Source organism: Hymenobacter sp. BRD67, assembly GCF_013256425.1.
GTDB lineage: Bacteria > Bacteroidota > Bacteroidia > Cytophagales > Hymenobacteraceae > Hymenobacter.
Map to the genome: position 1 here is coordinate 437,337 of NZ_CP053904.1, position 20,872 is coordinate 458,208.

Here is a 20,872-nt window from a genome sequence, read left to right on the forward strand (position 1 = left end):
TAAAGCAGGTAGCCCGTACAGCGAGTTGTATCTTGCGGGTCGATTTGTAGTATATGCAGCCAGAAGATTTGATAAGCAGAAACGAAGCCGCTACTGATGCTGCGGGATTGGTCCGGCGCCTGGCGCTGCGCTTCGGGGTAGGGGCTGGTATAGCGTGCGCCAGCTGGCTCTTGTTTTTACAGCTATCCGGCAACAATGCCTTAGGGCCTAAGCAGCTACTGGGCGAGCTGCTGGTGCCTATGTTCGCTGCTGGTAGCCAATGGGTGTTGCGTCGCAAGCTCGCGCCCGAAAAGCCGGGTGTAGGCCGGTCGCTGGCAGTAGGTGGACTGACGGTACTCCTGGCGGCTACGATTGCTGCGGCCAGCATGTGGAGCCTGGCGCATGGGGCGGGCGAGCCGGCGCTGGCGCGCAATCGGGCTGAGCAGATAGAGATAGTACGGGTGCAGCAGGAAATGCGGGCAAAGGAGAAGCGCAACCAACAGTTTGAGCAGGATGAACTGCGGCAGGCTGCGTCAATATCGGTAGCTACGCTGGCCCGCGGAACATTTACCTATGTATTAATTCTGGGGATGCTGGGCGGAGTGCCAAGTGGATTATTTTTGCGCAAGTGAGTCATCAACTTTTTCCTCTTTTCTATGCAAACGGCTACTCCTTCCGCTTCTACCTCCTCAGTAGCGCTACGCTATGGCTTGCTAACAGGTCTGGTATCTATTATTTACCTGTTTGTGACGTTTGCTACCGGCCAGGAGTCTAATCAACCAGTAAGTTGGCTTAGTCTTGTCATTCCAATTACCGGAGTATACCTGGCGCACAAAGCGTTTAAGCAGCTCAACGGGGGCTTTATGTCTTATGGGCAGGGAGTAGGTATTGGCGTGCTGCTATCGGTGGTAAGCGGCGCGCTAACATCGGTTTTTAACTATGTTTATCGGACAATTATTGACCCGGATATAACCACCCGAACTGTTGAGGCAGCCCGTGCCAAAATGGAAGCCGCTGGTACTATGAGTGATGCGCAGATAGACCAGGCAATGGCAATGGCCAGTAAGTTCTCTTCGGGGCCTATTATGCTGATAATCGGCTTGGTGGTTTCAGTACTGTTTGGCTTACTTATCTCGTTGGTGATAGCTGCTATCACCAAAAACCCGAAACCCGAATTTGAATAAGCCAGCTGTTAGCTTTCCGGTGGAACTATCCATCGTTATTCCTCTGCTTAATGAGGCCGAGTCGCTGCCCGAGCTTACGCGCTGGATTGCGCGCGTGCTCACCGCACGGGGGCTTTCGTACGAAGTTATTCTTATCGACGACGGCTCGACCGACGACTCGTGGACGGTGATTGAGACGCTGGCCGGCCAGGATATGGCGCTGCGCGGTATCCGCTTCAATCGCAACTATGGTAAGTCGGCGGCGCTCAATGTGGGGTTTGAGGCCGCACGCGGCCGGGTGGTGTGCACCATGGACGCCGACCTGCAGGACTCGCCCGAGGAGCTGCCCGAGCTGTACCGCATGATTACCGAGGACCACTACGACCTGGTGAGCGGCTGGAAGCAAAAGCGGTTTGACCCGCTCTCGAAAACCATTCCGACTAAGCTGTTTAACGGCGCGACGCGGGCTATTTCGGGCATTCAGCTGCACGATTTCAACTGTGGGCTAAAGGCCTATGACCAGCGCGTGGTGAAGGCCATTGAAGTGTATGGCGAAATGCACCGCTACATTCCGGTGATAGCCAAGTGGAACGGCTTTCGCAAAATTGGCGAAAAGGTGGTGCAGCACCAGGAGCGCAAGTATGGCGTGACTAAGTTTGGCCTGGAGCGCTTTATATATGGTTTTCTCGATTTAGCCAGCATTACGTTCGTGAGCCGGTTTCGGCGGCGGCCCATGCACTTTTTTGGTACCCTGGGCTCGCTTTCGTTCTTTGTGGGAATGCTGCTGACGCTGTGGCTGACGGGCGAGAAAGTGTGGCTGTCGCTGCACAACCTGCGCGCGCGCAACGTAACCGAGCAGCCGCTGTTTTTTCTGTCGCTGGTGGCCGTAATTATTGGGGTACAGCTGTTTTTAGCTGGTTTCCTAGCCGAGATGGTGCAGCTGAATGGCCCCCGTCGCAACGATTACCTGGTGCGCGAAACGCTACGATGAAAGTTGTGATTATCGGCCCGGCCTATCCGCTGCGCGGCGGACTGGCGACGTACAATGAGCGGCTCGCGCGGGCATTTAAGCAAGCCGGCGATGAGGTGCGAATTGTCACGTTTTCACTGCAATACCCCGATTTTCTGTTTCCGGGTCAAACGCAGCTCAGCACTGAAACAGGGCCGACTGACTTGGCGATTGAAGTCAGCCTGAACTCGGTGAACCCGCTTTCGTGGCTGGCGGTGGGGCGGCGGCTACGGCGCGAGCGTCCCGATTTGGTAGTATTTCGATTTTGGCTGCCGTTTATGGGGCCAGCACTGGGAACGGTGGCGCGGCTGGTGCGCGGCAACGGCCACACCTGCGTAGTGGCGATTACCGACAACGTGATTCCGCACGAAAAGCGGCCGGGCGATGGCCCGCTGACGCGCTATTTTCTGAGTGCCTGCGATGGTTTCGTGACCATGAGCCGCAGTGTACTGGCCGATTTGCAGCGGCTGGGTTTTGGCAGCAAGCCGGCGCTGTACCGGCCGCACCCGCTCTACGACAACTTTGGGCCGCCCAAGCCAAAGGCCGAAGCAGTGAAGGCATTGGGACTAGCCACAGAGTTTACGTATATCTTGTTTTTTGGCTTTATCAGGGCCTATAAGGGGCTGGACATTCTGCTCGAAGCGCTGGCCAATGCGCGAGTGGCCGCCTTGCCGGTGAAGCTCATTATTGCCGGCGAGTTTTACGAGGAGGCTGCACCGTACGAGGCAATTATTCAGCAATACGGACTGGAAAACCGACTGGTGCGGGCCACCGACTTTATTCCGAATGAACGCGTGGCCAATTATTTCTGCGCCGCCGATATGGTCATGCAGCCCTACAAAAATGCCACGCAGAGCGGGGTGTCGCAGGTGGCCTACCACTTTGGCCGGCCCATGCTGGTGACCGATGTGGGTGGGCTGGCCGAATTAATTCCGGCCGGCGTGGTAGGCTATGTGGTGCCGCCTACGCCCAGCGCCATTGCCGATGCCTTGGTCGATTTTTATGAAAATGACCGGGAAGAAGCCTTTGCGGCGGGCGTGCGGCAGGAAGCTAAGAAATTCTCGTGGGAGGTGATGGTAGCGGCGCTAAAAGAGGTAGCCCGCACTTTGTAGTCCGGGCTACCTCTTTTAGCGTGGTTTCCAAGTTGCTGTACCGGCGGGCTGCCGCCCAAGCCCTACACCAGCTGGAAAATTGCGCTATATGCCCGTTGTGTTCGAAAGTCCGCGCTACTGCGGCACGCTTTCCGCTACGGCCTGAAATACTTTCTCAGCCGGCAGGTCTTCCATGCAGCTGGTGCCCAGGCGGCAGGTGCCGCGGTAGAAGCATACACATTGCTTATTGGGGCCTACGATTTGGCCGCGGCCGTAGAGGTCAAATTCGTGGGGGTTGAAGATATTATTCATCAGGATGGTCGGCTTGCGCAGCGCAATGCTGATGTGCATCCCCATTGTTACCTGCGTCACGATGCCAGCCATCTGGTTCATGAGGTTGATAAAACGGGGCAGGGGGAAGGTGCCCAGGTAAGCCGCGCCGGTAGCTGCCTGCAGCTCCAGGTTGCGCGGGTGCTCGGCTTCGCCGCCCAGCAGCACCGGCGCGTAGCCGGCTGCTTGCAGCTTATGGATGAGCTGAATCCACTTTTCGGTACTCCAGAGGCGGGTAGTCCAGCGGTCGCCGCAGCCGGTATTGAGGCCAATGCGCGGGCCGGCACTGGCCGGTAGGAGGGCCGACCAATCGTAGCCTTTGTCGTCGTGGGTATCGAACACGTACTCCTCGCCCCGAAAATCGAAGCCGCAGAGCTCAAATATCTCCTGCACGTAGGGCTTAGTATTGCCCAGACTGAGCTGGTCGAACACACCGGTGAGGTACTTGTGGTCGGCCAGCTCGTTGATGGGCCAGGGCACGCCGTCGTAGGGCCGGAGGGTGTAGCCAAACTTGGTTTCGGCCTGCACATTCAGCAGCAGTGCGGCGGCCTCTTTTTCTTTGTCGAGGTTGATGGCAACATCGAAGCGCCGGGCCTGCAGGTGCAGCGAGCTGGCATAGTCGAACTTCAAAATCTCCTCGATTTCCTGCTGCGGCAAAATAGCCGGCGTAAGCGTAAGCCAGGTAATATAGCAGCCGGGATATTCTTGCCGTAGCCGCCGCAGAAGCGGCGTAGTCCGAATGACATCGCCAATAGCCCGAGCTTGATAAGCAGAATCCGCTTGCTAACGGGCGCATACACGGGGCAGTCGCCGCACAGGTAGCCGTGCTCTTTATTAGGGCGGCAGGGCAGGTCGCCGCGAAAATGGCGGCAGTCGGGGCAAACTGGGATATCGTGAAGCGTGTGCAGCAAAGGAAATACGGCCGAAAATGAAGAAAACAAAAATAGGGTACAACTTACCCAGACTCGATACTAAAGGGCTTGCAAGCGCCAGTAGTAGAAATTACCGGGCGGCGAGCGTAGTGATTGCTGAGAACATTTATTGCTTTTATAGAAATAAAATAATATTTAAATTTTTATAATTAAATTATTGTTTTATTTCTAGGCGAGTGTTAGTCAGTCCATAACGCACCACGTATATACCTGCGGGCAGGCCTGCTAGGTCGAGTAACAAGGTGGTAGCGTGTGCGGGAAGGACGAAGCTGCGTACTTCACGGCCTAGCGCGTCGAGCAGTTGTATCGGGCAGGGAGCAGCCATAGCCGATAATGTGAGCATGCTGGCAGCGGTGGCCGGGTTAGGGGCGAGAAAACAGATACTGGGAATAGCGTTTGGTTGGGAAGAACTTAATATGTTGCCCGTACGCGCTATAAAGCCGGTAGAAGTAGCTGGCGTTGAGATGGTAAGCGCGCCAAAGGCAGCATTTTGTTGGAAATTACCGGCTATTATTGCCGAGGAGCCATCAACAAGTACAGATGATGGAAAATCGTTGCCCATGCCGCCAGCCTGAATCGCCGATGCCCAGGTGCCAGCCATAGTTAAGCGAGCCAAAAAAATATCGTCTGTCAGCGTAGCTCCTGGGTTAGAGTTACTATTGGTGAGGGTGGTGGCGCCGAAAGTGATGCTAGGACTTCTAAACGTGCCAGTGAGTAGTACGTTGCCGTTAGCATCGAGAGCCAAACTGCTAGCCGAATGATAATTGCTGCCCGTTGCTTGGACTGCCTGCGTCCAACTGCCTCCGCCCGTGAGGCGGGCCACAAATAGATTGTCGGAACTTTGGCTGTTACGAAGTCCATTATAAGTCAAAGAAGTAGTGCCAAAATTGACATCAGCACCACGAAAATTTCCTATGACGACGGCGTTGCCAGACTTATCAAGCGCAATATCTGCTGAGTAAATAACACTTGAGGCGCTGGTTGCTTTGCTTAATTGCACCCAGGTACCTGTGCGATTCAGACGGGCAACGAATACAGCCATGCCCGTAGCAGTAGTCAGTGTAAAACTTCCAAACGTAAGGGTACCTCCACTAAGGCAGGTGCCATACACCCAGGCACTGCCGTTTGCATCGACCGCCACTCCACTCGCACTATTGGGTACGTCACCGTTAGCTGTAAGCGCCTGCGTCCAGGAGCCGGTGCTGCTTAGGCGTGCCACAAAGAACGCGCCGCCGTAAGAATCACTTTGCACTGTAAGGCTGCCAAAAGTAGCATTACCGCCAGTAAATGACCCTACTACTACTGTGGTACCAGTAGGGTCGAGGGCGATACCAGTTACTGACATTTCGCCGGGGCCACCGGCCAGCGCCGCTTGCGTCCACTGGCCAGCCAAGTTGAGACGGGCGATAAAGAGGTCGCTATTCGTACCCGAAGCACTAATCTTCGTCAGGGTGCTAGTGCCGAAATTAATAGTTGGGCTATCAAAGCTACCGGCTATGATAACCGACCCAGTCGCATCAAGCACCAATGAGCCACCAGCCTCAGTGCCGATGCCACCAAAGCTGACAGCCTGCGAATAGGAACCCAGACTGCTGAGTCGGGCCACAAATAAATCCTGATTGCCTTTGCTGGTAAGTATGAAACTCCCTAAGGTAATAGTACCGGTGAAGGAGCCACTTATTACGTAGCCACCACTGCCATCTGCTAATATATTATTGACTGATGAGGTTCCTCCTGCTGCGGTAGGCAGAGAGGTAGCTGCCTCCCAATTTTGGGCCTGAACTGACCAACAGCTGGTAAGTAGCAAACAGAAAATTCTAGCATAGCAAGCTACTAGCCGTTGAGTAAAAAATGCCATTTTGTATAATAAAGCAAGATGAAGAAATGCCTGTTTTCCGCCCTACTCGCCCACGTAGCCGCCGGGCGTCAGCGCCCGTAGCTCGGCTTTCACGCGTTCGGGCACGTCCAGCTCTTCTACAAAGTCGGCTATGGTAGCGGCCGAAATAGCGCCGCCGGTACGGGTAAGCTGCTTGAGCGCATTGTACGGGTCGGGGTAGTTTTCGCGGCGCAGGATGGTCTGGATAGGTTCGGCCAGCACGGCCCAGTTGGCATCGAGGTCGCGGGCCAGGGCGCTTTCGTCGAGGGCCAGCTTACCCAGTCCGCGGGCAATGGCCCCGAGCGCGATGAGCAGGTGGCCCAGCGGCACGCCCAGGTTGCGCAGCACCGTGGAGTCGGTGAGGTCGCGCTGCAGGCGGGAGATGGGCAGCTTGGCGGCAAAGTGCTCAAGTAGGGCGTTAGCAATGCCCAGGTTGCCTTCGGCATTCTCAAAGTCGATGGGATTGACCTTGTGCGGCATGGCCGATGAGCCGACTTCGCCGGCTTTCAGCGTCTGCTTAAAATAGCCAAGCGAGATATACTGCCACACATCGCGGCACAGGTCGATGAGGATGGTATTGAGGCGCTTCCAGCCGTCGCAAAAGGCGGCCAGGTTGTCGTAGGGCTCAATCTGGGTGGTGGGGAAGGTGCGGTGCAGCCCCAGCGTATTTTCCACAAACCCCTGGGCAAAAGTGTGCCAGTCGATGGCCGGGTAGGCCACAAAATGCGCGTTGAAGCCGCCGGTGGCCCCCCAAACTTGGCCGCGTAGGGCACTTGGCTCAGCAAGGCCAGCTGCCCGTCGAGCCGGGCTACAAACACCGCCAGCTCTTTACCCAGGCGGGTAGGGGAGGCCGGTTGGCCGTGGGTACGGGCCAGCATAGGCACGGCGGCCCAGCCATCGGCCAGAGCGGCCAGCTGCGTGCGCACCTGCCCAAAGCGGGGCAGCAGCACCTCCTGCATGGCATCCAGCAAGCTGAGCGGAATGGCCGTGTTGTTGACATCCTGCGAGGTCAGGCCGAAATGGATAAACTCCAGATAGCTGCCCAGGCTCAGCTTAGTAAACTCATCGCGCAGGTAGTATTCCACGGCTTTTACATCGTGGTTGGTAACCGCCTCATGGGCCTTGATTGCTTGCGCCTGTGCTTCGGCAAACTGCTCGTAGAGGCTGCGCAGGGCCGGAAACACGCTGGTGGGCACGGCTGCCAGCTGGGGCAGCGGCAGCTCGCAGAGGGCAATGAAATACTCTACCTCGATGCGAACGCGGTAGCGCATCAGCGCCAGCTCCGAAAAATAAGGACTGAGGGTAGCCGTTTGGCGCTGGTAGCGGCCATCGAGCGGAGAGAGAGCAGTGAGGGGCGAAAGCATAGTGCAAAAGTAGGCCCGGCAGTGGCCGGACGTAGCTTTTCGCGCAAGTATTGGCGCTATGAGCAGCAGTATTGCTTACCGGCTACTGCAGTGTAAGCACTATTCCGAATAGGACCGCTGCACCAAGTCCGCGAGTGGTAGTTCTCGGCAAGCAGCAGCTAGCACTCTCTGCAAAAAAAAGAAAGGTATATTATAATATATATAAATGTCCTGGTAGCAAAATGCCTGGCATCAGAGAAAGTAGCTGGCGTAGTTAGCTGCCAGGCAAGCCCGTCAGGAAGCGGCAGCTGTCATTTTCGCTTGAATAAGGCAGGTCACTACGCACTAAAAGCCCGAGCACAAATCCTACCTTTGCGCTGATGCCTCTATCAGTTGTTGCCAAAAAACGAATTCTTTACGGCCTGGCCGGCCTGGTAGTGCTGCTGCTGCTAGCGCTCGGCGTGTTTCTATGGAAGCGCCAGCAGCTGCTGAACTACGCCCTGGGCAAGGTCAAAACCCGGATTGAGCAGAAGTATCCGGTAGTGCTCACCCTGGGCCCCGCGCATTTTACGAACCTCAAAACAGTAGAAATCGGGGGCATGCGCCTGGTGCCGACCGCCGCGGCCGGACCGGCGGCAGTCGGCGACACACTGCTCACCGCCCAGCGCCTGCAAGTCAGCCTGAGCTTACGGTCGCTTTTTGCCGGGCGGCCGGTATTTAGCGACTTGCAGATTGAGCGGGCGCACCTGACGGCGCACAAGGATGCGCGAGGAGGGAATAATTTCTCGTTTCTGCTAAAGAAAAAAGGCCCTGTGCCGGTATCGCGCGATACGGTACACGGTACTAATTACGGCTTGCTGCTCAATCAGGTGCTTGATGCGGGCTTTGGTAATGTGCCGGGAGCGGCCGACTTTACCCAGTTTGTGGTGAGCTACAACAGCCCCGACCACCGGGTGCAGCTAACCATGCCGCGCCTTACTATCGACGACGGGCAGGTGCAGGGCCGGCTCACGGCCAGCGTGGATGAGGTAGTGAACGAGCTGGGCGTGAGCGGGACCATCGACCCCAGCGACTACGCTATGAACCTGCGGCTGTTTGGGGTCAATGGCTCGGTGCAGGTGCCTTACGTGGCCCAGCGCTTCGGGGCCCTGGTGTCGTTCGATACCGTGCGGGTGCAATTGACGGGCAAAGAGTTTACCACCGATGAGAAGACCGGCGGCCAGCTAACCGTGCATGGCTCGGTAGCTGCCCGCAATTTCAGCTTTTTCCACAAGCGCTTGTCTTCCGAAGATATCGTGGTGCACCAAGGGCAGCTCGATTTTGTGGCTACGATGGGGCGGGGTACGTTCTCGCTCGACCCCGGCACGCGGGCCGTGCTCAATCAGCTGGTGTTTCACCCCGAAATCGCGGTGCGCCTCAAGCCCCGGCTGGCCGTTAAGATTAAGGTAGATTCGGACCCCACGCCCACCAACGCCTTCTTCAACTCACTGCCCGAAGGCATGTTTGATGTCGTGACCGGCACGGCCGGCACCGGCACGCTGGCGTATCACCTCAAAGCTGACGTGGATATGGCGCGCGTCGACAGCCTGCACCTCGACTCGTCGCTGCAGCCCAGCAAGGATTTTAGTATCACGCACTTCGGGGCCGAAGATTTACGCATGCTGGAAGGAGAGTTTCCCTTTACGGCCTACAACGACCGGGGCGACTCGCTGCGCACGTTTATGGTCGGGCCGAGTAACCCCGACTTCACGCCGTTTGCCGAAGTCTCACCTTTCATGCCGGCCGTTATCCAGACCACCGAAGACCCGCAGTTTTTCCGGCACCACGGCTTCATGGAAAAAGCCTTCGTGAATGCGGCCATCGAGGATATTAAGGAGAAGCGCTTTGCCCGCGGCGGCAGCACGCTGAGTATGCAGCTAGTGAAGAACGTATTTCTGAGCCGTGAAAAAACCGTGGGCCGCAAGGCGGAGGAAATGCTCATGGTATGGCTGATTGAAAACTGGCTCGTCGACCGCACGCACACGCTCACCAAGGAACGCATGTTTGAGATTTACCTCAATATTGTGGAGTGGGGGCCCACGGCCTATCGCTGGCCCAGCGGTAAGCGCGGCGTATATGGTATTCGGGAAGCCGCGCTGTTTTATTACGCCAAGCGCCCCAGCGAGCTGAATCTGGGCGAGTGCATCTACTTGGCCAGCATTATTCCCAAGCCCAAATATTATAAGGAATCGTTTAATGTGTACGGCGAGCTGCGGGGCACCACGCGCTGGTATTTCCGCTTCATTGCCGACATCATGCAGAATAAAAACCTGATTACGGCCAGCCAGCGCGACAACCTGAGCTATTCAGTGAGCCTGAAAGGGCCGGCCAATAAATATATTGTGCGGGCCATTCGCGATACGGTGCGCACCGTGCAGCCCGGCGATACAGCCGAGCTGGCTCCCCTCAACCTGGTTGACTTGCTGAATACCGGGGCACAGCCCGCCCCGGCAGCCCCGGCAGTAGCTCGGCCCCGGCGCCCGGCACCCGGCCTTAGCAAGTCAGCTTCTTTTTAACATTTAGTCCGGCTATTGGTTATCAGTCGCTTTCACATCACAATTGCTGACTTCATCATGAAAATTACCGTACCTGCCCTGGCTGCCGCTGCCATGCTCAGCCTGGCGTTCACCACCCACCAGCCCATGCCTACGCATCCCGCTGAAACTGCCGCTGCTCCCGGCACTGTGTACGACTTCACCGTGAAGACTATCGACGGTAAAGAAGTGAAGCTGAGCAAGTATAAAGGCAAGAAAATCCTCATTGTGAATACCGCTTCCAAGTGCGGCTTCACACCTCAGTATAAGGAGCTGGAAGAGCTGTCGAAAAAGTACGCGGGCAAGGTGACGGTACTGGGCTTCCCTTCCAATAGCTTTAACCAGGAGCTGGCTTCGAATGAGGAGGTATCGGCTTTCTGCGAGAAGAACTACGGCGTAACCTTTCCGCTCTTCTCCACCGTTCCGGTGAAAGGCGACGATGCTACGCCGCTCTATAAGTTTTTGGCCGACAAGGAGAAGAACGGCGCTGTGAGTGACGTGCCTACCTGGAACTTCTGCAAGTACCTGGTCGATGAGAAAGGCCATGTAGTAGCCTTCTACCCTTCCAAGGTGAAGCCCCTGAGCGACGAGCTGGTGGCGGCTATCACGAAGTAGATTGCGTAGACTTCGCCCCAAACAAAACGTCATGCTGAACGAAAGGAAGCATCCCGCTCGCGCCGTTAAGGTTAATAACCCAACGATTCGGTCGAGCTGCTTCGCTTCGTTCAGCATGACATTCTGTTTGGGGTTGAAATAGCTCTTTGGTAATTAACTATTTCTGCATGTCTCCCTGGATTTCTGCATTTCGTCCGCGCACCCTCCCCTTGGCCTTGGCCAGTATTCTTACGGGAGGCTTTCTGGCCAAGGCAACCGGGCAGTTTAATGGCCCCGTAGTAGCGCTGGCGGCCTTTACTACCATCCTGCTTCAGATACTTAGCAACCTTGCCAACGACTACGGCGACTCGCAGAACGGAGCCGACAGCGTGCACCGCCAGGGCCCGCTGCGGGCCGTGCAGAGCGGGGCTATCACGCCAGCCGAAATGAAGCGGGCCATGTGGGGCTTTGGCGCGGCAGCGCTGGTAAGTGGGGTAGCGCTGCTGCTGCTGGCGCTGGGTTTGGCCGGGGCGTGGGTACTGCTGGCGTTTTTTGTGCTGGGGCTGGCGGCTATCTGGGCGGCGGTCAACTACACGGCGGGCGCGCGCCCCTACGGCTACGCCGGCCTGGGCGATATATCGGTTTTTATATTCTTCGGTATCGTGGGGGTGTGCGGCACCTACTTCCTGCAAGCCTATTCGTGGAAGCATGAGGTGGCGCAGTCGCTGCCGCTGGCCGTGCTGCTACCAGCGGCTGCCCTGGGCTGCTTTGCTACGGCCGTGCTGAATGTCAATAATATCCGCGATATCGCTTCGGATAAGCTGGCTGGTAAAATTACGGTGCCCGTGCGGCTGGGACCGCAGCACGCGCGCCGCTACCACTGGCTGCTATTGCTACTGGGCGTAGCTTGCGCGGTATTGTACGTGGCACTTACCTATCACTCGCCCTGGCAGTGGCTCTTCATAGTGAGCCTGCCACTTTTTGTCTTCAACGGTCTTCAGGTGTGGAGCCGACAGGAATCGCAGCACCTCGACCCGTTGCTTAAGCAAATGGCCTTGAGTACGCTCGTGTTTACGGTACTGTTTGGCTTGGGGCAGGTGCTGTAGAGGAACTACTCGCTGTTAGCGGGTAGTCCAAAGCCTATTCCAACACTGCCCTTCTCACTTTTGAGGCTATTCTTGTTCAGGGCAGGCACGGGCACGATTAAGTCGTGGAGCCAAATAGGGCGGGGAGGTGGCGATTTGGCTAACTGCGCCTGCCACTCCTCATCGGTATAACGCTTGGTACTTACAAACTCGTAGTAGCTGAATACCGCACCCCGCATCAGCACGGGGGTGCCGTTGACTTCGACTACTACATATAGTGCATCAGCCGCGCCAACGGCCTCTTCCAGCACATCGCTGTTATAGGCGTATACATCGGCGGCAAGTGCCACACGGCGCTCGCGCTCGGGTAACGGGTCACCTCCATTGAGCTTTAGGGTGCGCAGCGTTAAACTTTCCACTTCGCCACCAATATGCGAAAGGTCTTTCATTTCCTCTAGGCTTAGCGCTTGGTGCGCGACCTCCTTGCTGGCCAAGCGGTACAGCTTGGCCGTCAGCTTACGCAGGTCTTTGTTCAGGCTGTCTAGGTGGGGCGTATTGGCGTGCAAGCGGTGCAGGGCCTGAGCCTGGAAATCGAGCAGCGCCAGCGCATTTTCCCAGAAGGGTATAGTAGGCTCGACATACCCAAGGTGGTGGGGTGGGGGTGGGCCGCCACCGCCGCCACCCATTTCTGCTCCCATCGGCTGCTCTGAATACAGCAGTAAGTCGTGCTTCAGCTCGGTCCAGCCGCCAAGAGCAGTGCTGAGATTACGCCGCTGCCAGGCCGGCGTACGGGTAAATAACGGTGGCGTAGGGTCGGCCGAGGGCGCGTTCAGGCTCAGCAATAACTGCATGGTTTTGGTATACAGGTTCTGGTCCCAGTTGCGGTCGCGGGCAAAGCGTTTCTGCACCGCTCGTAACGTGTCGGGATAAGCTGGCCAAGCGGTAGCTTCCTTAAATTGATTCAACAAGATGTCTTCCGCCGTGTGGTTGCCGAAGGCGGCAAAGGCATCCAGCCCTTTAGGAAAAGGCCGCTTGGGGTTAGGCTTCAGCACCTCTGTGAGCCGCGACAATATTTCTCCGTCAAACGTGTAGCGCCCGGCCGTGAATAATAGTGTGGGCCGCGCCAGGGCCGTAACTGCTTTTGAAGTAGCGCCTTTCGGGCGAATGCGGTCGGTACCGGCGGCCACCAGCTGATGGCGCAGTCGAGCCAGTGTGGTGGGCGTGGCCAACTGGTCGAGCGTTTGCCCAGCGTAATCGGTTTTGAGCAAGTGCAGCAGGTGGGTGAGCGAGCGGTTGTCCTCATCACCCACCAATACATCGAGCACGTGGGTGAGTTCGGTAAAGCCCTGGGTCGCCTGCGGGCTAGCAGCCAATGCTTTAGCTAGGGCCGCAGCGTGCAGCAGCCCGGCATCCGAATCGAGAAAAACCGGGGCTGTGTTCAACCATTTCACCGTGCGGAAGTAACGCCGTGTGGTGTCGTTGCGGGTGTACATGCCGCGCGGCTTCATGGCCTGATACTGGAACAGCGAATCCTGCAAAAACAACGAGCTTTTATCCTGAGCCGCCGTGCCGAGCGCTACCTCGCTGGCTACCTGCCCGGCGTAGGCTCCAGTTACCGGCTGTACACTGCCGGTGAGCAGATTGCGGCTGATAGCGTAGTAAGCAGTAGCCCACTCGGCAGCGTCGCGGGCCTGTGGATTCTGGCACTGGCTGGCTAGGGCTTGGGCCTGGATAGTGCCTTGGCTCAGCATTTGGGCTACGATGGGGGCGAGGCGCTCTTCCTCCACATCGCTCAGAATGCCATTCAGGTACTTGTGCAGCAGTTGTAGGAGCAGGTCGGTAGTGACGAAGTTGGGCGTATAGGTGTACTCATTCTGGTCGTAGAGGTAGAATAACTGCTCCTCTCGGGTGGGCACGATGGCAAAGTTTTGACGGACTAGCGCCGCCCGCCAGGCCGGTGTCAGGGGATATTCCCGTTGGTTTACCACAAAGTCGATGCCTATCATCGGGTAGCCGGCCTGCGAGGTTACTCTGTGCTCCAGCAACACCAGCTCCTGGGCGTGAATTCTTTTGGCAAAAGCTGCTTCCTGCTTATTCAGCGGGACTGGTATTGGCTGCGGGCTGTAGACCTCACCTATAAATTTTGCGTTGGTGTCCCACACCGGTCGATACCATTTGCGCTGGTCAAAATAGTTGCGTACTGTACTGTTCATAAAGCAGTAGCCATTGCGAGCGTACAACTCATTGCGCAATAAAAGCAGGTCGAGGTATGACTTGCCGGCCAGGTTCTGGTTGAAGTCAAGTGGAGGCGGAGTGGCATGATGTCCTCCCTCGGTGGTGGCAAATTCATTGTAGCCTTCCCCGGTTTCATAAAATTCTTTAATCTCGGGACTACGGTACAGGGTAGTCAACCGGGCTTTATTCTCGGTCAGTTGCACTGGTATCAACTCTCCAAACCCGTTATCCTGCATCATATCAGAAAAGACGGGTGCTATTGACTGCCTTGCCCCAGGCGTTGCAACAATGGCCGGGGTTTTTTGGCCAACTGGGGTAGGCAGCGCAGCCGAACGCTGCCACCAATAAATGCTCAAGGCGGCTGACACCAGCGCCAGTACACTCAGCGCCACGAATAGAGGTCTGCGATTCATATGGCAATTTATATATTAACTAACGTGTTGGACCGCTTGGTTGCACAAAGGCCCGATATACTGCCGTCCGCGACAGTCGCCGCGCCAGAAATTTATCGAGTACCAGTCCAAACCCTTGCCAATGATAGTTCCCAATGCAATAGCGACCAGCTGTTTCCTGCTCAATAGTTTGCACATAAGTGAGGCCGTGCGTATATACAGCTTTAAAAAAAACGATATCGAACATCAGTCGTGACCCGCGCCAGCGTGGGTGCAACTGCCCACTGCTGTCGAGGCTATACACGAATAGCCGCCGTCGCACCACGCCATCGAGCGGCGTGCGCTTCACCGGTCCGACGAGCAAATCGGGCTGACCATCGTTATCCACATCGCCTTGCGCAAACCGGTACACCGGAAAACCTAGTGACAATACCGTTTCGGCATCGCCGGAGCGTGCGCGTACTTGGTATTGGCGCATATGAGGTAAATAATGCAGGCGCACAGTGGTGCGCCTGCCACTCGGCCCGGTCAGCGTGAGGTGCTTTACAAGATAGGCGGGTAGTGAGTCGGTCGCCGTAGCCGGCACGGTGGGACGCGCCTGCCAACCGGCCGCATTGGTGGCGATAAAAGAGGCGCTGGTATCGCTAGGGTTGAGACGCCGGACTAGGGCCTGAGCAGTTGATGCATCGGTAGCGAGCTGCGGCACCGCTCCGGCCAAGCGCAGAGGCCGTAGATACGTGGCGTTGACCCAACCATTGTGCAGGTCAAAATCGACCTGTGTGGCCAGCTCAGTAGCTGAGCCGCGCCGGTCAAACAGAAAGTTGCCCAGACTATATACAATGGGTCGGCCCCGATAAAACTCTACCGGTTGCACCACGTGGGGGTGCGCACCTATCACAGCCGCCGCGCCCGCGTCGACGAGGTCGTGGGCCTGTTGACGCTGCTCAGTGCTGGGCTGAGCAGCGTACTCAGTGCCCCAGTGCAGATATACCAGCACTGCTCGCTCAGGAAACAGCGTTTTGTAAGTCGCCACCCGCTCGCAGAGAGTGGCAAAGTCGTGGCCACATACGCAGCCTTCGCCAGCAATTTGCTGTGTCAAGGCTGAGTAGGCAAAGATTACTACGCTGCTATCGGCTCCCAGCACCGTAGGCAGGCAGCCCGCCAGCGAGTCGGGCTGGTAGCCAAGCATTCCCAACTGCGCCACCTTCCCGGCGCGGGCCGTGGCGCTCAGGCCAGGCAGATGTTGGTCGAGGGTGTGGTTATTAGCTAGCGAAAGGTGAGTAAGCCCTAGGCTGCGCAGCCAAGCAGCCCAGCGCGGCTGGCCCTGAAATACAAACGCTTTGCTCGCTGGCCAAGCGGAGTCAGTGAGGGGGCATTCCAGATTGCCAACTACGTAACAGCTGCTGGCCCACAGCGCTTGGGTAGTGCGCCGTAAAGCAGCACTATCGCGGGCCAGCGCAGCCGGTACGGTGCGGGCCAACAGTACATCACCCACGATGCTCACCCGCAACAGTGGAGTAGCCAATTGTGGCCGACATCCCCCTAGCAACAGTAGCATAGGTACTATTACCTGATACGTGCTATTTGCTAATAGATTAAAAATCCGCATCCAGCCCGAGCCGCTGCTTAATTTCCTGCAAGGCGGGATACTTCTCGGCCAGGTAGGCAAACTTATCATTCGAGGTATAGAGCTTGCGGCCGGTGGGCGCGGCGGTGGCAACCTCCGTCTGCACCGTGAGGCCGGGGTGGCCGGTGCGCCGCCGCAGCTCGGCCATAAACTCGGCCCGGAACTCGTTGAACTGTACCACCTGCACGGGGTTATCCACGGTGAGCGTGATAACGTGGCCCGCATCGGCCGCTACGGCGCGATTGAGCACCATATAGTCGCTCATCCTTTCCTGGGCACGGCGCTCATCGGCCAACTGCTGCCAAACACTGCTCAGCAGCTCGGGGGCAATGGGCGGCAGCGGGCCGGTAGGCGTAGCTAGCGTTGGTTCAGCAACTGTGGCCGCCGGGCGGGCTGCCGGAGCGGCTGGCGTACCCACATCGCGCAGGCCCGGCAGGCGATTGGGCAGACCGGCCAGGCCAGGTATCCTGGAAATAGACGGGCCAGCGGGCACCGGAATAGTAGTAGGGCGCACATCAGTGGGCCGGTGGTTGGGCTCCAGGCCCTGCATACTTGGCCGGCCAGTTTCGACGTGCGGCAGGGTGTCGCGCACCTGGTGGCGCAGGGTCACGGGCTCGGCCGGGGCTGGCTCGATGCTGGGGGTGGCGTGCAGCTCGGCTACGCCGTTTTCGACCGGCAGCGGGTCGGGGCCATCGGCGGGCGCATTGGTTTCGGGCTCGCGGTTCGCAGCAACAGACGGCGGCGCCGGGCTTGGGGCGATGGGCTCGGAGCTTAGGCTGCTAGTTTTTTTTTTAGCCTCGCCGTTATCAGGCGATGACCTTTGGTTGTTGGCCGGCGTCAGGTCGCGCACAAACTGGACGGCGCCGTTGAGGTACGCCAGCTTCATGAGCGCCAGCTCGACGTGCAGGCGCTGATTCTTGGCCTGCTTAAACTCGCGGTCGCACTGGCTTATCAGGTTCAGGGCCGACAGCAGGAAGGGCAGCGGCGCGGCCTGGGCCTGCCGCACGTACTGCTGCCGGATATTTTCCGACACTTCCAGCAGCTGCACCGTTACGGGGTCTTTGCACACCAGCAGGCCGCGCAGGTGCTCGGCCGTGCCCACCACGAAGTTGTGCAGGTCGAAGCCCTGCTGCATTACCGAATCGAGCAGCAGCAGCGCGGCCGACAGATTTTCGCGCAGCAGCGCTTCCACCAATCGGAAATAGTATTCGTAGTCCAGAATATGCAAGTTTTGCACTACTTCTTTGTACGTCAGGTTGTTGCCGGCAAACGTTACCTGCTGGTCAAACATCGACAGCGCGTCGCGCAGCCCGCCGTCGGCCTTCTGGGCCAGCAGGTGCAGGGCGTCGTCGTCGGCCGTTACGCCCTCACTGGTGGCCACATAGCGCAGGTGCTCCCGAATATCTTCGACCCGAATCCGGTTAAAGTCGAATATCTGGCAGCGCGAGAGAATAGTAGGGATAATCTTGTGGCGCTCGGTAGTGGCCAGGATAAAGATGGCGTAGCCCGGCGGCTCCTCCAGCGTCTTCAAAAAGGCGTTGAAGGCCGCATTCGAGAGCATGTGCACCTCGTCGATAATATAGATTTTATACCGACCCTGCTGCGGGGCATAGCGCACCTGCTCTACCAGCGAGCGAATATCCTCGACCGAGTTATTCGATGCCGCATCCAGCTCGTGCACATTGAACGAGGCATTTTCCTGAAAAGCCACGCACGAAGTACACTGTCCGCAGGCCTCAGCTTCGGGCGTGAGGTTGGTGCAGTTGATGGTTTTGGCCAGAATGCGGGCGCAGGTGGTTTTGCCTACGCCGCGCGGCCCGCAAAACAGGAAAGCCTGCGCCAGGTGCTGGCTCTGAATGGCGTTTTGCAGGGTGGTAGTGACGTGCTGCTGCCCCACCACGCTACGGAACGTGGCCGGACGATACTTACGGGCCGAAACAACAAAATTTTCCATACGCGATACTTCACAAAGATACCTAGCCGCCAGGGTAGGGTAAGCGTGGGCTTGCCACCTGACCGGAACAAAATATCATCCCAAAACATTTACGCTACAAGCAGCGTATCTTTACGCCCCGCTTCTCTTGGGAGGCGGGCCTTGTTCTTTCTAATTTGGGGCTGACCGGAATTGACAGCTTGCGCAAGCTGCGGGTAAGCGTGCCGGGAGTTGATGGAAGCTCTCCCGTTAAAAAATCTATCAAACAACAATCGGCGACTATTCGTACGCCATGGCTGCCTAGTTTAGAACTACGCACCGCCATCGTTCCGCCCGGGTAAGTTTTTACACCTGGGAGCACGGAGCGTCGTAAGTAGAAACTAGCCTTCGAAGAGCTGTGATTCGGAGGCGAAACCCAACTGCAGATAAGAGAATTTCAAGGGCCTGATATGCGCCTGAAGTTCTTCGAAAATCCAAGCATAGCTACGCACGTAGAAAGCACGTTAGTTTCCTTGTCTGGACCAGGGTTCGAATCCCTGCAGCTCCACTGAAACCCCCGCTTCCGGCTTGGAAGCGGGGGTTTTGTTTTTGCACGAGACAAATACGCATCAACCCAAAAACCGTAGCAACAGTCTGCCCAGTTCATCCACTGTAAGGCGAGGCCGCGTCTGTGCAAAGATGAGTTGGCAGGTTGTAAAAGAGCCCAGCACGCCCAGCACTTATAAGAAGAGAGCGGGCCACACTCGCAACTTGCAAAAGTCGCGAAAAACGCGTAGCTTCCTAAATGGAACAGCTACTCAAACTCCTCGCCCAGCACTGGCATCTGACTACCGACGACTACTGGCATTTGCGCCTGCTTTGCACCCTGTTGCTGGGGCCCATAGTAGGAGTGCTGTATCTCGTGTTTTTCGACAAGCGTACACCCCGCACGGCCGCAGGCTCCCGGCCTGGTATGTGGGTAAGTAGGGAAGGGCTGTTGTTGAGCCAGTAAGGGTGTCAAGCGACCAGGGCCAACCACCTTTGCCCACCAACTGCGGGCTACTCAGCTTCTAATTCTACCTGGCAGCGAAAAGCCTCCCCTTGTTCGGGAGGCTTTTGCTTGCTCTGGTTTGGAAAAGGAACAGGTTGGAAAGGATACCCAGGTCAGTGGGAGTGTTAGCAAATTTACTAGCTTTTGCGCCACTAAAAAGGACATAGCGGCCACATTTGTGACATATCATGTCTCTTTTTTGGCTTGATAAAAGTCAAATAATTCATTAGATAAGTCAATATAAAACCCTGCTTGTGTGTTAGTATTGAGTAAGAAGTGATTAATAGCAAAGGTGTCATTATATAAAACAGAGTAGATTGTGACTTTAGCTAATCATAGCAGGGCAAAAAATGACTCCACGTTCCAAACGACTATTGTTTGTTGAAATAAAATTTACTTATATTATTTAATTTGAATTACATAGTATTTTATATAAAAACATTTGTTATATTTTCCAGTCTAAAAAATACAGGAGAACTTAACTTTTCCTGTATTTGCCTTTCTGTACGATTTTTATTTTTAGATAAATAAGGTAAAATGCGACTAGTTGCTGATTATCAAGGTATTGTCCACATATAGCCAAGTCTTTTCCAAGAAGAGCTAAGGCCTATAGCCGGGGCCGCCAGGCGCGTAGGAAGAGCCTTTTTTAGCACATGTTCCAACTTGTTGTAAAGCAATGAATTATTGCGGATACAAGGTTGTGTTATAAAGCTGATAAAAATAAAAAACAAGGTAATTAGCTAACAACCTGTCTGCTACGCCGTATAAGGCTAGCAGCTTGGCTGAATTTATTGCCAGTTGCATTTTTTAATTCTTTTCTTATTTCCACATTGCCATGAAATTCACCACCAGTTTCTTTGCCGCGGCTCTTGCTCTTTGTTCAACGGCTGCTTTCGCCCAGACTACTCCTGGCACAATGGGCACCGGCTCTACCTCGGGCACTAGCGGCTCTACCAGCGGTACCATGCAGTCGGGCTCTACCAGCGGCACTATGCAGTCGGGCTCTATGAGCGACGGTAGCATGAGCGGTAGCTCGATGCACAAAGGCAAACGCATGAAAAGCAAAAGCGTGAAATCGACTGACGGCACCACTACGAAAACCAAAATGTAGTAGTCAGGCGGCTATTTCTGCCGTATAAAGAGCCGGTTGGTCGTTGCAGACCAGCCGGCTCTTTTGGTTAATTCATTTTTCACTATATTTACTATGAAAACGTTGTTATTACTACTGTTCGGCGTGGGCGTCGGCACTGCCCATGCCCAAACTGTACCCTTCGATGCCACAGCCCCCATGCGGGGCGGGGCCCAAAACCAGACTTCGGTGCCGCCCGTGAACCCTGCGCTCAATCAGAGTACTATTCAGGGTCCTTCGCAGGTGCAGCGCACCACCAGCAGCTATGATGCGCAGCCCAGCCGCCAGGCAGTGGGAACGGCCCCGGTAGCCGGCACGCCGGAAATGTCGCCTACGTCTGTGCCCGACGTGCGCGAGCAGCCACTTATTCCCCAGCGGCGGTCTACACAATCGAGCGATATTGTGCCCAGCCGTGGCGTCAGCTCCAGTACTATCAATCAGCGGCCGCATCCGGTGCCCCAGTCGTCGCCCGCTTCCACGCAGCCCTGACAGAAATGGATACGCTTTACCAGCGCTTCCTAAACGGCAAAAGGCCAACGCTTCATTTTAGA

The 20,872-nt window shown here is 56.4% G+C and carries 16 protein-coding genes, 1 other RNA gene and 1 pseudogene; 11 read left to right on the forward strand and 7 right to left on the reverse strand.

Annotated features, from left to right (window positions below; translation table 11 throughout):
• The first annotated feature begins 53 nt into the window (after positions 1–53).
• The 4 genes from GKZ67_RS01995 to GKZ67_RS02010 all read left to right on the forward strand — a co-directional run bounded on the left by GKZ67_RS01995 (position 54) and on the right by GKZ67_RS02010 (position 3,263).
• Positions 54–611 carry a DUF4199 domain-containing protein gene (locus GKZ67_RS01995; RefSeq protein WP_173240921.1) on the forward strand — a complete coding sequence of 186 codons (558 nt, stop codon included), beginning with the start codon at positions 54–56 and terminating at the stop codon, positions 609–611.
• Positions 612–725: 114 nt separating this feature from the next.
• On the forward strand, positions 726–1,163 hold the full coding sequence (locus tag GKZ67_RS02000) for a DUF4199 domain-containing protein (protein ID WP_254245009.1): 438 nt from the start codon (positions 726–728) through the stop codon (positions 1,161–1,163).
• Between the two features lie 19 nt (positions 1,164–1,182).
• Positions 1,183–2,133, forward strand: a complete 951-nt coding sequence (locus GKZ67_RS02005; RefSeq protein WP_173240923.1) for a glycosyltransferase family 2 protein — start codon at positions 1,183–1,185, stop codon at positions 2,131–2,133.
• The gene (locus GKZ67_RS02010) at positions 2,130–3,263 is read left to right on the forward strand and encodes a glycosyltransferase (protein ID WP_173240924.1); all 1,134 of its coding nucleotides are present in this window, start codon (positions 2,130–2,132) and stop codon (positions 3,261–3,263) included. The genes GKZ67_RS02005 and GKZ67_RS02010 overlap by 4 nt, the downstream gene beginning before the upstream one ends.
• A gap of 114 nt (positions 3,264–3,377) precedes the next feature.
• Here GKZ67_RS02010 and GKZ67_RS02015 read toward each other — a convergent pair whose 3' ends face one another.
• The 4 genes and pseudogenes from GKZ67_RS02015 to purB all read right to left on the reverse strand — a co-directional run bounded on the left by GKZ67_RS02015 (position 3,378) and on the right by purB (position 7,744).
• Entirely contained in the window at positions 3,378–4,229 is an 852-nt protein-coding gene (locus tag GKZ67_RS02015; protein ID WP_173240925.1) for a glycosyltransferase family 9 protein, read from the reverse strand.
• On the reverse strand, positions 4,199–4,483 hold the full coding sequence (locus GKZ67_RS02020; protein ID WP_173240926.1) for a hypothetical protein: 285 nt from the start codon (positions 4,481–4,483) through the stop codon (positions 4,199–4,201). Before GKZ67_RS02020 ends, GKZ67_RS02015 begins: the two co-directional genes overlap by 31 nt.
• Positions 4,484–4,658: 175 nt before the next feature.
• Positions 4,659–6,362, reverse strand: coding sequence for a hypothetical protein (locus tag GKZ67_RS02025; RefSeq protein WP_173240927.1), 1,704 nt, complete (start codon positions 6,360–6,362; stop codon positions 4,659–4,661).
• Between the two features lie 42 nt (positions 6,363–6,404).
• A pseudogene (gene purB, locus GKZ67_RS02030) lies at positions 6,405–7,744 on the reverse strand (adenylosuccinate lyase).
• A 359-nt stretch (positions 7,745–8,103) separates the two neighbouring features.
• On the opposite strand from purB, the gene GKZ67_RS02035 reads away from it, so the two are divergent.
• From GKZ67_RS02035 to GKZ67_RS02045, 3 genes are all read left to right on the forward strand, one after another.
• Complete coding sequence (locus tag GKZ67_RS02035) at positions 8,104–10,278, forward strand: transglycosylase domain-containing protein (RefSeq protein WP_173240928.1); 2,175 nt, start codon at positions 8,104–8,106, stop codon at positions 10,276–10,278.
• Positions 10,279–10,335: 57 nt separating this feature from the next.
• Positions 10,336–10,911 (forward strand): glutathione peroxidase, encoded by a 576-nt coding sequence (locus GKZ67_RS02040; RefSeq protein ID WP_173240929.1) that lies wholly within the window; start codon positions 10,336–10,338, stop codon positions 10,909–10,911.
• A 167-nt stretch (positions 10,912–11,078) separates the two neighbouring features.
• Positions 11,079–11,996 (forward strand): 1,4-dihydroxy-2-naphthoate polyprenyltransferase, encoded by a 918-nt coding sequence (locus GKZ67_RS02045; RefSeq protein ID WP_173240930.1) that lies wholly within the window; start codon positions 11,079–11,081, stop codon positions 11,994–11,996.
• Positions 11,997–12,001: 5 nt separating this feature from the next.
• On the opposite strand, the gene GKZ67_RS02050 is transcribed toward GKZ67_RS02045, so the two are convergent.
• From GKZ67_RS02050 to GKZ67_RS02060, 3 genes are all read right to left on the reverse strand, one after another.
• Complete coding sequence (locus tag GKZ67_RS02050) at positions 12,002–14,449, reverse strand: DUF3160 domain-containing protein (protein ID WP_173240931.1); 2,448 nt, start codon at positions 14,447–14,449, stop codon at positions 12,002–12,004.
• Positions 14,450–14,642: 193 nt separating this feature from the next.
• Positions 14,643–16,160, reverse strand: coding sequence for a CapA family protein (locus GKZ67_RS02055; RefSeq protein WP_173240932.1), 1,518 nt, complete (start codon positions 16,158–16,160; stop codon positions 14,643–14,645).
• 37 nt (positions 16,161–16,197) lie between these two features.
• Positions 16,198–18,183: a DNA polymerase III subunit gamma/tau gene (locus GKZ67_RS02060; RefSeq protein WP_173240933.1), complete on the reverse strand. Its 1,986-nt coding sequence runs from the start codon at positions 18,181–18,183 to the stop codon at positions 16,198–16,200.
• Between the two features lie 157 nt (positions 18,184–18,340).
• Between GKZ67_RS02060 and ssrA the strand changes: the two genes are divergently transcribed.
• The 4 genes from ssrA (at position 18,341) to GKZ67_RS02080 (ending at position 20,810) form a co-directional block, all read left to right on the forward strand.
• Positions 18,341–18,712: a transfer-messenger RNA gene (gene ssrA / locus GKZ67_RS02065) on the forward strand.
• A gap of 234 nt (positions 18,713–18,946) precedes the next feature.
• The gene (locus GKZ67_RS02070) at positions 18,947–19,153 is read left to right on the forward strand and encodes a hypothetical protein (protein ID WP_173240934.1); all 207 of its coding nucleotides are present in this window, start codon (positions 18,947–18,949) and stop codon (positions 19,151–19,153) included.
• An 874-nt stretch (positions 19,154–20,027) separates the two neighbouring features.
• Positions 20,028–20,303 (forward strand): hypothetical protein, encoded by a 276-nt coding sequence (locus tag GKZ67_RS02075; RefSeq protein WP_173240935.1) that lies wholly within the window; start codon positions 20,028–20,030, stop codon positions 20,301–20,303.
• A gap of 93 nt (positions 20,304–20,396) precedes the next feature.
• Positions 20,397–20,810: a hypothetical protein gene (locus GKZ67_RS02080; protein WP_173240936.1), complete on the forward strand. Its 414-nt coding sequence runs from the start codon at positions 20,397–20,399 to the stop codon at positions 20,808–20,810.
• Positions 20,811–20,872 lie beyond the last annotated feature (62 nt).

What these genes read in the sequence shown, in the direction of transcription:
- GKZ67_RS01995 (WP_173240921.1), top strand. Translation starts at nt 54, where the DNA reads ATGCAGCCAGAAGATTTGATAAGCAGAAACGAAGCCGCTACTGATGCT.
- GKZ67_RS02010 (WP_173240924.1), top strand. Translation starts at nt 2,130, where the DNA reads ATGAAAGTTGTGATTATCGGCCCGGCCTATCCGCTGCGCGGCGGACTG.
- GKZ67_RS02025 (WP_173240927.1), bottom strand. Translation starts at nt 6,362, where the DNA reads ATGGCATTTTTTACTCAACGGCTAGTAGCTTGCTATGCTAGAATTTTC.
- GKZ67_RS02035 (WP_173240928.1), top strand. Translation starts at nt 8,104, where the DNA reads ATGCCTCTATCAGTTGTTGCCAAAAAACGAATTCTTTACGGCCTGGCC.
- GKZ67_RS02040 (WP_173240929.1), top strand. Translation starts at nt 10,336, where the DNA reads ATGAAAATTACCGTACCTGCCCTGGCTGCCGCTGCCATGCTCAGCCTG.
- GKZ67_RS02045 (WP_173240930.1), top strand. Translation starts at nt 11,079, where the DNA reads ATGTCTCCCTGGATTTCTGCATTTCGTCCGCGCACCCTCCCCTTGGCC.
- GKZ67_RS02050 (WP_173240931.1), bottom strand. Translation starts at nt 14,449, where the DNA reads ATGATGCAGGATAACGGGTTTGGAGAGTTGATACCAGTGCAACTGACC.
- GKZ67_RS02055 (WP_173240932.1), bottom strand. Translation starts at nt 16,160, where the DNA reads ATGCTACTGTTGCTAGGGGGATGTCGGCCACAATTGGCTACTCCACTG.
- GKZ67_RS02060 (WP_173240933.1), bottom strand. Translation starts at nt 18,183, where the DNA reads ATGGAAAATTTTGTTGTTTCGGCCCGTAAGTATCGTCCGGCCACGTTC.
- GKZ67_RS02070 (WP_173240934.1), top strand. Translation starts at nt 18,947, where the DNA reads ATGGAACAGCTACTCAAACTCCTCGCCCAGCACTGGCATCTGACTACC.
- GKZ67_RS02075 (WP_173240935.1), top strand. Translation starts at nt 20,028, where the DNA reads ATGAAATTCACCACCAGTTTCTTTGCCGCGGCTCTTGCTCTTTGTTCA.
- GKZ67_RS02080 (WP_173240936.1), top strand. Translation starts at nt 20,397, where the DNA reads ATGAAAACGTTGTTATTACTACTGTTCGGCGTGGGCGTCGGCACTGCC.